The sequence below is a fragment of the Collinsella sp. AF08-23 genome, from assembly GCF_003479805.1.
In the GTDB taxonomy this organism is placed as follows: Bacteria; Actinomycetota; Coriobacteriia; order Coriobacteriales; family Coriobacteriaceae; genus Collinsella.
In genome coordinates this window covers 1-13646 of the sequence record NZ_QUHV01000013.1, presented here as the reverse complement: position 1 = coordinate 13646, position 13646 = coordinate 1, and the positions used below count along the sequence as shown (strand labels likewise).

General features: G+C 61.0%; 10 protein-coding genes. 4 read left to right on the top strand and 6 right to left on the bottom strand.

What is annotated here, in order from left to right; all coding sequences use genetic code 11:
* A partial coding sequence (locus DWV48_RS09305; RefSeq protein WP_199588929.1) for an LPXTG cell wall anchor domain-containing protein occupies positions 1-207 on the top strand: 207 nt, incomplete at its 5' end.
* 722 nt (positions 208-929) lie between these two features.
* Here the strand turns inward: DWV48_RS09305 and DWV48_RS07570 are convergent.
* The 3 genes from DWV48_RS07570 to DWV48_RS07560 form a co-directional block, all read right to left on the bottom strand.
* Complete coding sequence (locus DWV48_RS07570; protein ID WP_158574847.1) at positions 930-2690, bottom strand: SEC-C metal-binding domain-containing protein; 1761 nt, start codon at positions 2688-2690, stop codon at positions 930-932.
* Positions 2691-2840: 150 nt separating this feature from the next.
* Positions 2841-3794 carry a tRNA-dihydrouridine synthase gene (locus tag DWV48_RS07565; protein ID WP_118654208.1) on the bottom strand — a complete coding sequence of 318 codons (954 nt, stop codon included), beginning with the start codon at positions 3792-3794 and terminating at the stop codon, positions 2841-2843.
* Positions 3795-4850: an alcohol dehydrogenase gene (locus tag DWV48_RS07560; RefSeq protein ID WP_118654207.1), complete on the bottom strand. Its 1056-nt coding sequence runs from the start codon at positions 4848-4850 to the stop codon at positions 3795-3797. It abuts the gene before it with no gap.
* A gap of 203 nt (positions 4851-5053) precedes the next feature.
* On the opposite strand from DWV48_RS07560, the gene DWV48_RS07555 reads away from it, so the two are divergent.
* From DWV48_RS07555 to DWV48_RS07545, 3 genes are all read left to right on the top strand, one after another.
* Positions 5054-5515, top strand: coding sequence for a restriction endonuclease (locus DWV48_RS07555; RefSeq protein WP_118654206.1), 462 nt, complete (start codon positions 5054-5056; stop codon positions 5513-5515).
* A 451-nt stretch (positions 5516-5966) separates the two neighbouring features.
* Positions 5967-7964, top strand: coding sequence for a type IIA DNA topoisomerase subunit B (locus DWV48_RS07550; RefSeq protein ID WP_118654250.1), 1998 nt, complete (start codon positions 5967-5969; stop codon positions 7962-7964).
* A gap of 142 nt (positions 7965-8106) precedes the next feature.
* The gene (locus DWV48_RS07545; RefSeq protein ID WP_118654205.1) at positions 8107-10347 is read left to right on the top strand and encodes a DNA gyrase subunit A; all 2241 of its coding nucleotides are present in this window, start codon (positions 8107-8109) and stop codon (positions 10345-10347) included.
* Between the two features lie 79 nt (positions 10348-10426).
* On the opposite strand, the gene DWV48_RS07540 is transcribed toward DWV48_RS07545, so the two are convergent.
* The 3 genes from DWV48_RS07540 to DWV48_RS09300 all read right to left on the bottom strand — a co-directional run bounded on the left by DWV48_RS07540 (position 10427) and on the right by DWV48_RS09300 (position 13311).
* Complete coding sequence (locus tag DWV48_RS07540; RefSeq protein ID WP_118654249.1) at positions 10427-11680, bottom strand: ATP-binding protein; 1254 nt, start codon at positions 11678-11680, stop codon at positions 10427-10429.
* Positions 11681-12054: 374 nt separating this feature from the next.
* Positions 12055-12906, bottom strand: a complete 852-nt coding sequence (locus DWV48_RS07535; protein ID WP_233546229.1) for an ATP-binding protein — start codon at positions 12904-12906, stop codon at positions 12055-12057.
* 171 nt (positions 12907-13077) lie between these two features.
* The gene (locus DWV48_RS09300) at positions 13078-13311 is read right to left on the bottom strand and encodes a helix-turn-helix domain-containing protein (protein ID WP_199588926.1); all 234 of its coding nucleotides are present in this window, start codon (positions 13309-13311) and stop codon (positions 13078-13080) included.
* Between the last annotated feature and the right edge of the window lie 335 nt (positions 13312-13646).

Sequence of the window (13646 nt, the reverse complement as noted above, 5' to 3'; positions counted from 1 at the left end):
CCGCAGCCCGACCCGCAGCCGGAACCCGAGCCGCAGCCGCAGCCCGACCCCAAGCCCGAGACCGGCAACAAGCCGAACAAGAAGCCCGCAGGCACGAACGGCCCGCTCCCCCAGACTGGTGACATCGCCGCTATCGCCACGCCCGTCGCCCTGAGCGCCTCCGCGCTCATTGGCGCCGCAACGGCCCTAAGAAAGAAGCGCCGCTAGTCTGTCTGCACACTCGCAGGGATGCAAAGGTGGAAGACGCACGCCGTCTTCCACCTTTTTCTTTTCGTTTTGGCGGTTGTGGTCAAAAGGGACTGTGGACGAAAAGTTGGACACCTTGACGGTGTCTGGTCTGGAGGTTCGCATGCACACCAAAGAGGAGGTCGGGCTGTTCCTGCTCGCGCGAGAGGATGGCATGTCCGTCGCCGAGGCCGCGGCGTTCGTCGGCGTCGGGGGAGGGGCCGCCAGAAGCCGGGACGCGGGGATGCTGCCGCACAGCTACACCGGCAGGCCCTGGGACTCGGGTAGAATCGGGGGCGGCGACGCCCGCACGACCCGAGGGGAGCCCGAGTGGGGAAGATCGAGATCAAGGGGCCGTACGAGCCGCCCGAGACGGGCCCGCTCGCCGAGATGACTCCCGACCAGATAGAGAAGCTGCTGCTCAGGGCGGTGTCGGACGACCTAAAAGAGGGAGGCTCGCACCCCCTTCGACCCCGATGCGGAGCAGGTGCGGGCTCGCCGGGAGATTGAGGGGGCCACCGGTCTTCCGACGTCGACGATTACCCGCTTCCTTGACATCCCCAGGAGCACCTACTACCACCACCTCTCGCGGGCACTTGGCTGGAGGACGCCCGACGAGACCGCCTTGCGCTGGGCTACGCGGTGTAGGATTGTCTAAGAAAATGTCCGCATCCCCATCCGCAATGAACGCTCTACACGTTCGTTCAGTTCCTTTGCCACGAGGCCCCAACGATGCGTCGGCGCCGCTTTCCGCAACACTCCCCATACGCCTTGCCCGAGCCACATGGGCACGGGTCTGCGTCGCTCACGCGGATCTCGCTTCCGTCCGGCGCGTAAAACACCTTGCGACCCGTCAGGCGCTCCATGTGCTCTCGTCTTGACCAGCCGTTATCATCCCACGAGGGCAGCGCCTGGTAGAAATTGATGACGAGGCGAATGAGCTTCACCGTGGAAGGCGCTTCGTGCGGATATCCATAGAGCTTCAACGCGCGCATGGCAGATCCGAGCGAGCCCGTGGCAACCACGGAGGTCATCAGGTCCTCAACCATGCGATCGGCGAAGAAATATTCGTTCTCCCCATCCGGCACGATGCCATCGAGGAAATTCCTAAGTGCTATGGCCTCCGGCAGCGAACAGGCAAAATCGAGCCATCCGTCTTTGACCAGATCGGAGCTGAGCGGACAACGCGGGGTGGCACGGTGCTCTTGGATAAGCTGGTCGATATACTCGTTGGTTTGGCTCTCAAAACGATCATAGGCAGCCTGGATGCGAGCCGCCGTCGTGTCGTTGGCGGGACGTGCGGCGAGCTGCTCGCGCAACGCATAAAAGAGCTCATCGACCGTCGCACCGCCCTCTTCCATAGCGGCGAGAAGACCGAGAAGCGCCCCGTCCCCGCACTCCTTGACCGCATCGTGCACGAGGCAGGGAACGCTCAGCACGCGATTGGCTACGTACTCGGTACCATGGCGGAAGACTAGCCCCGTGCGGCACAGACTCCAATACCTGCCTGATGCGACACCCCTGAATTCTTCGATCGAGATGGGCGTGAGCGTCATTTCCGCATACAGGCGGTACGCCTCTGCCAATTCGATCACACCGTACAAGTACGTACACGATTCAATCACTCGAACGGCCTGATCCAACGGGAATCCGATAGCTTCGAGCTCACCACAGTCCTGCGTAGGCGTGGATTCCCCCTGCCCCTGGGGTTTTACTTGGCAATCAGCCACCCCCTCTCCCTCAAGCGACTCAAGCAGCGCTACGGCCTCTTGCTCAACGAGCTCAGCGCGCTTTTCTTCGGGAAGGCCATAGAGCACGCCGCGATGGAAGCCCTCGCTGGGCTCGTCCTCGTGCTCGGCATCATTAAGCAAGTAATCGATCTTGTTTTGGAGGGCGCGCGTCTTCTCGGCGCGCGCGGTGAGTCTGAACGTCCGCGCATCCGAGATGGGAGGGCATTCCACAGACGCAGCGTACGCATTCGCTTCCTCTTTTGACAGAGGGGGCAGCCCATGCACGCGCATGGGCTCTTGCATCACGATGACATCGCCGAAAGGAAGCAAAGCGCCCTCAACGCAAACGGGAAGCACCGGAAATCCGAGCTCCAAGGTCTCCCCAAAGCCACTCACCCTGAACAAGATGCCATCGCCCACGAGCAAGGCAGTACCGTCTTGCACTTCGAGCACGATGTATATGCCAAACAGGGCATCTTTCCAGCTCCGGACCAGATTCAGCTCAGAAGCCGACAAGCGATAGACTTCCTCTTGCGCAAAGTCATCAATTACGTCGGGCGTGTGCCACAGCTCCTGCAACACGAGCAGGCATTTTTCCTCAAGTTCAGGTTCAATGGGCCAAGCTGGACTGAATACATCGAAAACCGGCACAACGCCCAAGCGTTCGTTGGCGTACGTCATGAGCTCGCGAAGGAGCCCGTAGTATTCCCTTTGTTGCGCCTCATCCATGCGCATGGTCTTCCCTTCGACGCCACATCGCGCGGACCTTTTTAATAAACGGATGTTCATTATTTTGTCCGACTTGCTATTTGATGGTGCACGTTTACCACCTCCGACGCCCTCGCTGCAACGAATCAACCCGTTTGAAGCCACCGCCGTGGGCATCTACCCCGAGAACCGGGCAACAGCGGCAAGAGACTGGGTATTGAACACCTTTTCAACCGCAACCTCATACTCATTGATCTTCCGGACCTTCCGCACCGTGCGATGCACCGCCATGGGGTCGGCAAAGGCGCACTTGGCGTAGAACCACCACTCCTTCATGCGGAAGACCGCGTTGCCGCCGATCTCGTCGACGTATGCATGGAACAGCTTGTCGTGGAACTGTCTGAGTTCGTCCGCGCTCGCAGCCAGGCCGCCGGCGAGCATGCGCGCGAGGGCCGGATTGGCGAGCAACCCGCGTCCGAGCATCACATGACGGGTCCGCGGGTGCGCTTCCGCGAGCGCATCCATGTCCCCCGTGCCAAAGATGTCGCCGTTGTAGGCCACCGGGAAGGGCGCGCGCTCGAGCGTTTTGCCATACGGCTCCCAGCGAGGTTTGCCCTGGTAGCGGTCCTTCTGCACACGCGGATGCACGATGAGTTCCGCGAGCGGCAGGGTGCAATACAGCTCGAGGATGCGCCCGTACTCGGAGTCGTCCTCGAGTCCAAGGCGCGTCTTGACCGAGACGGGCAGGGCCGAGCGCTCGCACACGTCGCGCAGGAACGCCTCGAGCGCGTCCGGGTCGCGCAGGAAGCCGGAGCCCTTGCCCTTGGAGACGACCGTGCCGGACGGGCAACCGAGGTTGAGGTTAACCTCGCCATACCCCAGCTCGGCCAGCTCGCGTGCGGCCCACACAAACTCGTCGGCGTTCTTGGTGAGCAGCTGCGGGACGACGTTCAGGCCCTGGTTGTTGACCGGGTCGATCTCCTTGAGGTTCTTGCCGCCGAAGGGGGACCCCACGCGCGGCGGTGGGAGGAAGGGCGTGTAGTAGCGGTCGAGCGCGCCGAAGCACTCAGCGTGCACGCGGCGGAATGTGTACCCCGTGATCCCCTCCATGGGGGCGAGTGAGTACAGCATCTATCGATCCTCCCAGGGCGTGATGACCAGCTTGAGGCAGCCGTCCTCGTGCGCCTCGAACGCGCGGTACGCCTCCACGATGTCGTTGAGCGGGTAGCGGCCGGAAATGAGGCAGCCCGTGTCGATGCGGCCCTCCTGCACCAGGCGCATGGTCTCGCGCAAGTTGCAGGCGTCGACGCCGCCGGTCTTGAAGACGAGGTTCTTGCCGTACATCTCGTGCAGCGGCAGGGTCTGGGCGCCCTCGTACATGGCGGAGAGCACCACCACGCCGTGCGGGCGGGCGATGCGCCAGGCCATCTCGAAGGTGTTGGAGCCGCCGGCGGCCTCGATCACGCTGTCGGCGCCGCGGCTGTGGGAGAGCTCGCGCACAGCGGCCTCCACGGCGGCAAGGTCCATGGTGCTCGCGTCGATCACGGCGTCCGCAAGGCCGCGCTCACGGGCGAGGGCGAGGCGGGCGGGATCGATGTCGATCGCGACGATGCGGGCGGGGTCGAACAGGCGGGCGCACATCATGGTGGTGAGGCCGACCGGGCCGGCGCCGATCACGGCGACCGTGAAGCCGGGCTCGATCTCGGCGATCTTTGCGCCCCAATGGCCCGTCGCCACGATGTCGCCCAGGAAGAGGGCATCCTCGTCGGTCACATCCGCGGGGATGACGGCGCAGGTGCGGTCCGCATGTGGCACGCGCACGAGCTCGGCCTGGCAACCGTCCTCGCAGCAACCGAGCTCCCAGCCGCCCTCCACGCAGTTGTTCACCCAGCCGCGCTCGCAGTAGAAGCACTCGCCGCAGAAGGTCTCGCAGCTCACGGCCACGCGGTCACCCGGCTTGAGGTTGCGCACGCCCTCCCCCACCTGCTCAATCACGCCCACGAACTCGTGACCGAGCACCGTGGTGGGCGTGGCGCGCGGGACGGCTCCATGGATGATGTGCAGGTCGCTCGTGCAGATGGTCGAGCATGTCACGCGGATGACGGCGTCGGTAGGCGCCTGCAGTTGCGGCTCGGAGCGATCCTCGAGCGCAATGCGTCCGCTGCCGTCGTGTACCAGGGCTTTCATGAGGGTCTCCTTATCGCTTGTCTACCAGCAATGATAGGCGATTGGAGAGGCGCTGGGCTCGGTGTAACGCACGTCATAAGGTTACGGCTTTCACCTCGTTCTGCCCAATCTAAACGTTATCGAAATGCGTCCCGAGCCTCACTCCAATGAGATAATGCAGGCGTAGAGACAGCAGCTGAAAGGACGCCACCATAAACGCTTGGATGATTCGCGCGGGGCGCGGAGGAACGTTCGCAACCGATTGGGTCGAGAACAACATCATCGGCATTGGTTGGGACTTCAACGGCCTGGACATCGCCAACATGGACCGCGACCAAATCAGGGCCGTATACGCTGCGGCGCACCCCGCCGAAAGCAAGCAGAAGGTCGCGACCAGCGTTGGACAGGTATTCCGTTTTGCCCATTCCATGGAGCAGGGGTCGACCGTCGTCATGTACGACCCCGCCGAACGCCTCTACCATATCGGCGTCATCTCCGGCCCCTGCTCACCCGTGCCAGAGCCCGAAGGCATAACCTACACGCGTGCCGTCACCTGGAACAAAACCGCGCCACGCGACGTGCTCTCCCAGTCTTCCAAGAACTCGCTTGGCGGCATTCAGACCATTTTCGCCATCTCCGCCATTTCCAACATGTTTGACGAGGATATCTGGAACACAGTGAACTAGCAACGCGGACTCATACCACGATTTCACGCTCGCAAAGAGCACGTGCATCGCCCCTTGGAAAAGAAGTTGAGGTTTTTCGTACTCGATTCCGGTTTTGCCGAGTAGAGAGCAAACCCACGCACACAAAACCCCAGATAACGGAATTGAAGTGAGGCTGTATACTCGGCAAATTCGAAAACTAATACGAAAAACCTCAACTTCATAGCTTCGGGGAGTCAACTCGGGTCAACCAGGCACTGGCTCATGCGGTAAATAGGGTATCCAGAGGCGAATTCCAGCTCGCTCACCGCGCCGACAGCCCCGCCCCAGGGGCCGTTGCGGCATTCCTTCGCCATGCGAACCCCTGTTCGATGGATTTAGCTTGGACGGTACCGCATACGACCCGCGCTATGTTACGGTATTCATTTACATGGCTGCAAAGACGCACAAGGGAACCACCGAGAGAGCGAGCATGGCAAAGAACACCGCAAACTATGGCAACGACAGTATCCGTCAGCTCAAGGACGAGGAGCGCGTACGCCTGCGCCCCGCCGTCATCTTCGGCTCGGACGGGCTCGACGGCTGCGCGCACGCCGCCTTCGAGATCCTGTCCAACGCCGTCGACGAGGCGCGCCAGGGCTACGGCAAGCTCATCACCCTCACCGCCTTCCGCGACGGCTCCATCCAGGTCGAGGACAACGGCCGCGGCTGCCCGCTCGATTGGAACCCTTCCGAGAAGCGCTTTAACTGGGAGCTCGTCTTCTGCGAGCTCTACGCCGGCGGAAAGTACAACAACAACGAGGGCGGCGACTACGACTTCTCGCTCGGTACCAACGGCCTGGGCTCCTGCGCGACCCAGTACGCCTCCGAGTACATGGACGTCACGGTCTGGCGCGACGGCAACAAGTACTCCCTCCACTTCAAGAAGGGCAAGGTCGTGGGCGCCAAGAAGAAGGCGCTCGAGATCGAGCCCGCCGATGGCGACCGCACCGGCACCACCATCAAGTGGCGCCCGGACCTGGAGGTCTTCACCTCGATCAGCATCCCGCATGAGTGGTATCGCGAGACCATGCGCCGCCAGGCCGTGGTCAACGCCAACGTGACCTTCCGCCTGCGCATCGAGGGCGACGACGGCGAGTTCACCGAAGAGGACTTCTGCTACCCCAAGGGCATTGAGGACTACGTGCTCGAGAAGGTGGGCGCCGACTACCTGACCGAGCCCTTCTTCATCGAGACGGAGCGCCGCGGTCGCGACCGCGAGGACCTGCCCGATTACAACGTCAAGATCACGGCGTGCCTGTGCTTCTCGCGCACCTTCCAGATGCAGGAGTACTACCACAACTCCTCGTGGCTCGAGAACGGCGGCTCGCCCGAGAAGGCGGCCCGCAGCGCGCTCACCAGCGCGATCGACGCCTACATCAAGCAACAGGGCAAGTACAACAAAAACGAGAGCTCCATCAAGTGGCAGGACGTCCAGGACTGCCTGGTGCTGGTGACCAACTGCTTCTCCACCCAGACCTCGTACGAGAACCAGACCAAGAAGGCCATCAACAACCGCTTCATCCAGCAGGCCATGACGGCGTTCTTCAAGGAGCGCCTGGCGACCTACCTGATCGAGAACAAAGACGCCGCCAACAAGATCATGGAGCAGGTGCTCATCAACAAGCGTTCGCGCGAGAACGCCGAGAAGACCCGCCAGAGCATCAAGACCAACCTGCAGCAGAAGACCGACATGGCCAACCGCGTGCAGAAGTTCATCGACTGCCGCTCCAAGGACAAGACCCGCCGCGAGGTCTACATCGTGGAGGGCGACTCGGCGGCGGGCGCCATCCGCACCTCGCGCGATGCCGAGTTCCAGGGCGTTATGCCCGTCCGCGGCAAGATCCTCAACTGCCTGAAGGAGGACTACCCCCGCATCTTCAAGTCCGACGTCATCATGGACCTCATGCGCGTGCTGGGCTGCGGCGTGGAGATCAGGGACAAGCGTATCAAGAACCTGGGCGCCTTTGACCTGGACAACCTCAACTGGAGCAAGGTCATCATCTGTACGGACGCCGACGTGGACGGCTACCACATCCGCACGCTCATCCTGACGATGCTCTACCGCCTGGTGCCCACGCTCATCGACGAGGGCTACGTCTACATCGCGGAGTCGCCGCTCTACGAGATCAACTGCAAGGAGAAGACCTACTTCGCCTACACCGAGCTCGAGAAGAACGGCATCTTGGCCGAAATCGGCGACCAGAAGTGCTCCATCAACCGCTCCAAGGGTCTTGGTGAGAACGACCCTGACATGATGTGGCTCACCACCATGAACCCCGAGACGCGCCGCCTGATCAAGGTGGAGCCCGAGGACGTGACCAAGATGGAGTCCATGTTCAACCTGCTGCTGGGCAACGACGAGGCCGGCCGCAAACGCCATATCGCCGAGCACGGCAAGGAGTATCTCGACCAGCTGGACCTGCAGTAAGAGCGGTTCGAGCGGGCGGCGGAGGCGCACGGCGAACGGGAACCCGTGGTGAACCACGCGCCCGTCGCCAAACCGCCCGCCATCCAGCAGTCCCGCACGCGCTACAGCACAACGGCCCTAAAGGAATCATCAAGAGGAAATCGTGGCTAAGAAGAAAACCAACACCCCAAGCAAGAAGAAGCAGGTCAACACCGATAACGTCATCGGCCTGCACTCGGAGGTCACGGCGCAGCCCATCACGGAGACGCTCGAGACCAACTACATGCCGTATGCCATGAGCACCAACGTCTCGCGCGCGTTCCCCGAGATCGACGGCTTCAAGCCCTCGCACCGCAAGCTGCTGTACACCATGTACAAGATGGGCTTGCTCAAGGGCGAGCGCCAGAAGAGCGCCAACATCGTGGGCCAGACCATGAAGCTCAACCCGCACGGCGACGCCGCCATCTACGAGACGATGGTGCGCCTCGCCACGGGCAACGAGGCGCTGCTCGCGCCGTTCGTGGAGTCCAAGGGCAACTTCGGCAAGTACTACTCGGGCGACTTGACCTACGCCGCCTCGCGTTACACCGAGGCCAAGCTCTCCCCCATCTGCGCCGAGATCTTCAAGGACATCGACAAGGACCCGGTCGACTTCGTCGACAGCTACGACGGCGCCATGAAGGAGCCGCGCCTGCTGCCCACCACGTTCCCCAACATCCTTGTCTCGGCCAACAAGGGCATCGGCGTGGCCATGGCATCCGACATCTGCGGCTTCAACCTCAACGAGGTGTGCACCGCCACCATGCACTTCCTCGAGGACCCCAGCTGCGACCTGCTCGAGTACATGCCCATGCCCGATTTCTCCACCGGCGGCGAGATCATCTACCGCCGCGAGGAGATGGAGCGCATCATCGAGACGGGCCTGGGCAGCTTCCAGATCCGCTCGCGCTGGCGCTGGGTCCCCGAAGAGCGCATCATCGAGGTCTACGAGATCCCCTACACCACCAAAACCGACGTGATCATCGACCGTATCGTCAAGCTCTCCAAGGAGGGCAAGGTGCGTGAGATTGCCGACATCCGCGACGAGACCGACCTCTCCGGCCTGCGCATCGCCATCGACCTCAAGCGCGGCGTGGACCCCGAGAAGCTCATGGCCAAGCTCTACCGCACCACCACGCTGCAGGACTCGTTCTCCTGCAACTTCAACGTCCTGGTGGACGGCTACCCCCGCGTTATGGGCGTACGCCAGATCCTGCATGAGTGGGTTGCGTGGCGCATCCAGTCCACGCGCCGCCGCGTGAGCTTCGATTTGGGCAAGAAGTCCGAGCGCCTGCACCTGCTGCACGGCCTCGAGGCCATCCTGCTCGATATCGACAAGGCCATCGCCATCATCCGCGGTACCAAACTCGAGGCCGAGGTCGTCCCCAACCTGATGAGCGGCTTCGACATCGACGAGACCCAGGCGGAGTTCGTCGCCGAGCTCAAGCTGCGCAACATCAACGAGGAATACATCCTCAACCGCACCAAGGACATCGCCAAGCTCGAGGCCGAGATCGCCGCGCTCGAGGAGATCCTCTCGAGCGAGGAGAATATCAAGAAGGTCATTCGCGACGAACTGGCCGCGGTCAACAAGAAGTACGTCATGCCGCGCCGCACGGGCCGCATCGAGCCGTCCGACGTCATCGAGGTGAGCCTGGAGCCCGAGGTCGAGGAGTACCCGGTCACCATCATGCTCTCGCGCGAGGGTTACCTCAAGAAGATGACGGACCGCGTTCTACGGAAGGCCGCGGAGCTCAAGTACAAGGACGGCGACGAGCCCTTCATCGAGTTCCCGTCCGCCAACACGCACGAGCTGCTGGTCTTCACCAACAAGAGCCAGGTGTATAAGTGCAAGGTCGCGGCGTTCGAGGACACCAAGTCCGCGCAGCTGGGGTCGTATCTGGCCACGGACCTCGAGATGGACCCCGACGAGAGCGTGATCTGGGTCATCGACCCCGAGGACTACAAGGCCGACGTGCTGTTCGTCTTTGAGAACGGGCGCGCGGTGCGCGTGTCGCTGGCCGGGTACGTCACCAAGACCAACCGCAAGCGCCTCAAGAACGCCATCTACGGCGGGTCCAAGCTGCTGTACGCCCAGGTGCTCAAGGAGGATCGCGACATCGCTCTGGTCTCGAGCGACTACCGTCTGATGAACTTCAACACTTCGCTACTCAAGACCAAGACGACCACCAGCACGCAGGGCGTCCAGGCGTTCACCGCCAAGAAGGGTCGCGCCATCACTACCGTGAGCACGGTCGAGGAGGTGCTGGGCGCCGGCGTCTCCGCGGAGAAGTTCACCGCCCAGAGCCTGCCGTGCGCCGGCGCCCTCATGAAAGACGATGACATGCCGAGTTTGTTCGACTAGAGACGACACCTCCAGCCGCAGCTCCCGCGCATCCCTCCGCGGGAGCTGCGGCCATACCGTTTTAGCCGCTTTCCTCCCTCTAAAGGAAAAAGTCCCTCGCACTCACGATGCGAATGCCGTCAATGTCAGTATCATAGGAACCCTGCCTCACGACCACAATCTTCTCGTGATTGTCCCGTATCGCCTTCAGAGGAGCAATCTCGCGTCCCCTGGTCTCACTGGCGAACATCTCGTCCGTCGCCTGCACGTAGAGAACACGCCCATCTTTCGTTGCAACGAAGTCGACCTCCTTGCCGTAGAGCTTGCCCACATGCACGCTCCATCCCTCGTAGAGCAGCTGGAAATATACGGCATTCTCGAACAGGCGGCCAATATCCGTGACTCTGTATCCTGCCATCCAGGTCCTGAAACCGGTGTCTACGATGTACTCTTTGGGGTTCGTCTTAAGGAGCGCCTTGCCGTGCAGGTCGTAACGTGCGGCGCGGTAGAACAGGAATGCCTCCTCGAGTGCCGTCACATATGAGGAGACGGTCTTGTTAGTGGTCTTCGACCCCGCAGAGGTCAACGCGCCGGCGATACCGTTCGAAGAACACTCGTTTCCGATGTTGTCAGCCAGGAATTCGGCAACATGGCGCAACAAAGAGGAATCGGTCACCACGCTTTTACCCTTACCGCGCTCGCGGTTTATGATGTCGCGCACGGCTATTGCCTCATAGACGCCGGACATGTACGCCGAGTGTTGCGCCTGGGTCGTCGTCAGGGATGCAATAGCGGGCATGCCCCCATACTCGAGGTAGCGAGTCAGCATCTCATCGAAGAGAACGGGCTCCCCGCCGAGAGCGATCCCGACAGACTTTCCCGATGCGAATTCGACACCGCAGAAGTCGGTGAATTCGGAGAATGACAGGGGCAACATCTTTACCTCTACGTAGCGCCCGGACAAGTAGGTAGAGAGCTCGCTCGAAAGAAGATATGCGTTCGAGCCCGTGAGGTAGATGTCGCAGTCAAAGTCAACCCTCATCGCATTGACCGCATCCTGCCAGCCCTCGATTCTCTGAGGCTCGTCTATGAAGACATAGGTTCGACCCCCATCCGACAAGCGATCACGAACGTGGTTGTACAGCTGATCCTCCGTCTTGATGCCCGTACTCTTACTTTCTAGGTTGACGTTCACGAAACCGCGGCCAACGACTTCTTCGGACTCGATGGTCATCCTGATAAGGTCGAGGAGACTCGACTTACCGCATCTGCGCACGCCTGTGATCACCTTGATGAGGTCGGTATCGCGAAACAACATCGCCTCCTCAAGGTATCGAGCGCGCTTCTTCAGCATAATGCTTTTCAATTACTACTCCTAAAACTTAAATTTCATTTCACTTTTAGGAGCATTGTAACCTCATGCCACAAGCTGAACAAAGAGTCTATCGCGAGATGTACCGAGAAGCGAAAGAATCCGTCCCCCTCCTGCAGCAGCGGGTCAAACCTGAAAAGGCAGCGCGGACACCCACCCATGATATGGCCGAGCGGCCTGCGCCCACACTTCTCCGCATCTACTCACGATGATGCAGCTTGATAGGACTCCGAAGAGTCGGTGGACTTCTATTGGCGAAAACAAGGTCGTAAGATGGCCAAACTTGGAGAAATTCAGTCGGAAAGGACTGCAGGCGCCATCCGCAAGCTTGCGGCACGCAGGCATACGGGAAAACGCTACACCCTGCGGTACCGCGTCCCCCTGCCAGCGCCCTCCCTCGCAACGAGGCCGCGCGACGCGAGGGCGTTCAAGATGCGCGTGGTCTTGTCTTTGCTGAAGCCGCTCCGGAGCCCGATCTCCGCACGGGTCATCAGGATGCTCCGACTCATCTCATCCATGAGCTTGCGCTCATCGAGGGTCACCCCCTCCGGCCGTGCCGTCTCGAAGGGCAGGGTCACCGCGATGGAGTTCTCGCGAATATCGAAGGCGGGCTTAACCGCCAACCCTTCATACGCCCCGTTGATGCGCACGATACCCGTCCCGAACTGCTCAATATAATCAAGTCGAAAGAATATGTTGGCGACGACGGGATTCCTCGGGACCGAGACGCCACCCCCTAGATACTCCTCCTCGGTCACGCCGCTGGGGAGGCCGCCCGGAGAGACCACGGTAACTCGGTCGTCGTAGATTGAAACGGTGACGTTGGCGGGGATATCCCATGCGCGATGGACGAGCGCGTTCGCCACCGCCTCTCGAAACGCCTCGAATGGGACGCGCTCCACCCTTTCCCTGGCAGCACGCGAAACCGTCTCGTACACGAGATAACGCTCGTACATCTCAAGTGCCGCGTCGTATTGCTCGAGTGCCGAGCAACCCTCGACGGCCTTGCGGTCGAGCAGCTCGCTGATGTTCGAGCCGAACTTCACGACATCGATCCCCGAGAGGGCGTTGTCGTCAGCAAGGATCTCCCCGGCGATGGTGTACGCCCCGTCTACCCCGAGGAGACCGAGGGTCCGAAGGGAGTTGTCATCGAAGGCGGTCAACCCGAGATGTCTCATGAAGCGCTCCGCCAAAAGCGAGAACGACAAATCGGCGCGGGAGGACGGAAGCTCGTCAAAGCTGAGGTTCTGCCCTGCGAGCACCAGCCTGCCGAGCTCGGTTCTGTCAACCTCGATAGTCGCTGAATCCGCCCTTCGGTAGGCCCTCCGGTTGCAGTAGTACGGCTTCGACCTCCCCTCGTTCACGGTCAGACAGACGGTCTAATTGGCCTCATCGATGTTAAGGGTGTAGCGCGGAACGGGGTCGAGCGAGTCGTTGATCATGTTTTCGATTCGAAGCGCGTCCGCCGACGGATCTGCGAGGCCGACCGTGATGCCCGAGTCGTCAACCCCGAACAAGATACGCCCTGTACCGTAGTTTGCGAAGGCGCTTACAGTCTTGAGGAACGTCTTGGTGACCGATTCCTTGAATTCAAGGGTCCTGGTTTCTCGCATGGGTCCTCCCCTTCGCCTGAATGATAATGCGTCGAAACGATTTTCGCTGCATATTATAATGCAACGATATATCCTTCGTTGCATAATGCCTTACACCGATCCTGGTGCCCATTCACTTCTTTTGGCGAACTGAAGGAAGCTCGCGAGAATCCTTATCTCTATTTTTCAGGCCTCGTGCCCGCAAAGGTTGCCCAGAGGTTGCCAAAAAAGATAAGCCCCCGACCTCTCCGCAGGTCAGGGGCTTGGACGGTGCCGCTTCTCGCTACTCCCTGGCGACTATTCCCATATTTACGAGGGGGTGTTCCTATAGTTTTGTCAACTGGGAAATGCTCTCC

Bases quoted from the DNA above. Each gene is read 5' to 3' on its own strand.
- DWV48_RS07570 (WP_158574847.1), bottom strand. From the start codon at position 2,690: ATGCGCATGGATGAGGCGCAACAAAGGGAATACTACGGGCTCCTTCGC.
- DWV48_RS07565 (WP_118654208.1), bottom strand. From the start codon at position 3,794: ATGCTGTACTCACTCGCCCCCATGGAGGGGATCACGGGGTACACATTC.
- DWV48_RS07560 (WP_118654207.1), bottom strand. From the start codon at position 4,850: ATGAAAGCCCTGGTACACGACGGCAGCGGACGCATTGCGCTCGAGGAT.
- DWV48_RS07555 (WP_118654206.1), top strand. From the start codon at position 5,054: ATGATTCGCGCGGGGCGCGGAGGAACGTTCGCAACCGATTGGGTCGAG.
- DWV48_RS07550 (WP_118654250.1), top strand. From the start codon at position 5,967: ATGGCAAAGAACACCGCAAACTATGGCAACGACAGTATCCGTCAGCTC.
- DWV48_RS07540 (WP_118654249.1), bottom strand. From the start codon at position 11,680: ATGCTGAAGAAGCGCGCTCGATACCTTGAGGAGGCGATGTTGTTTCGC.
- DWV48_RS09300 (WP_199588926.1), bottom strand. From the start codon at position 13,311: ATGCGAGAAACCAGGACCCTTGAATTCAAGGAATCGGTCACCAAGACG.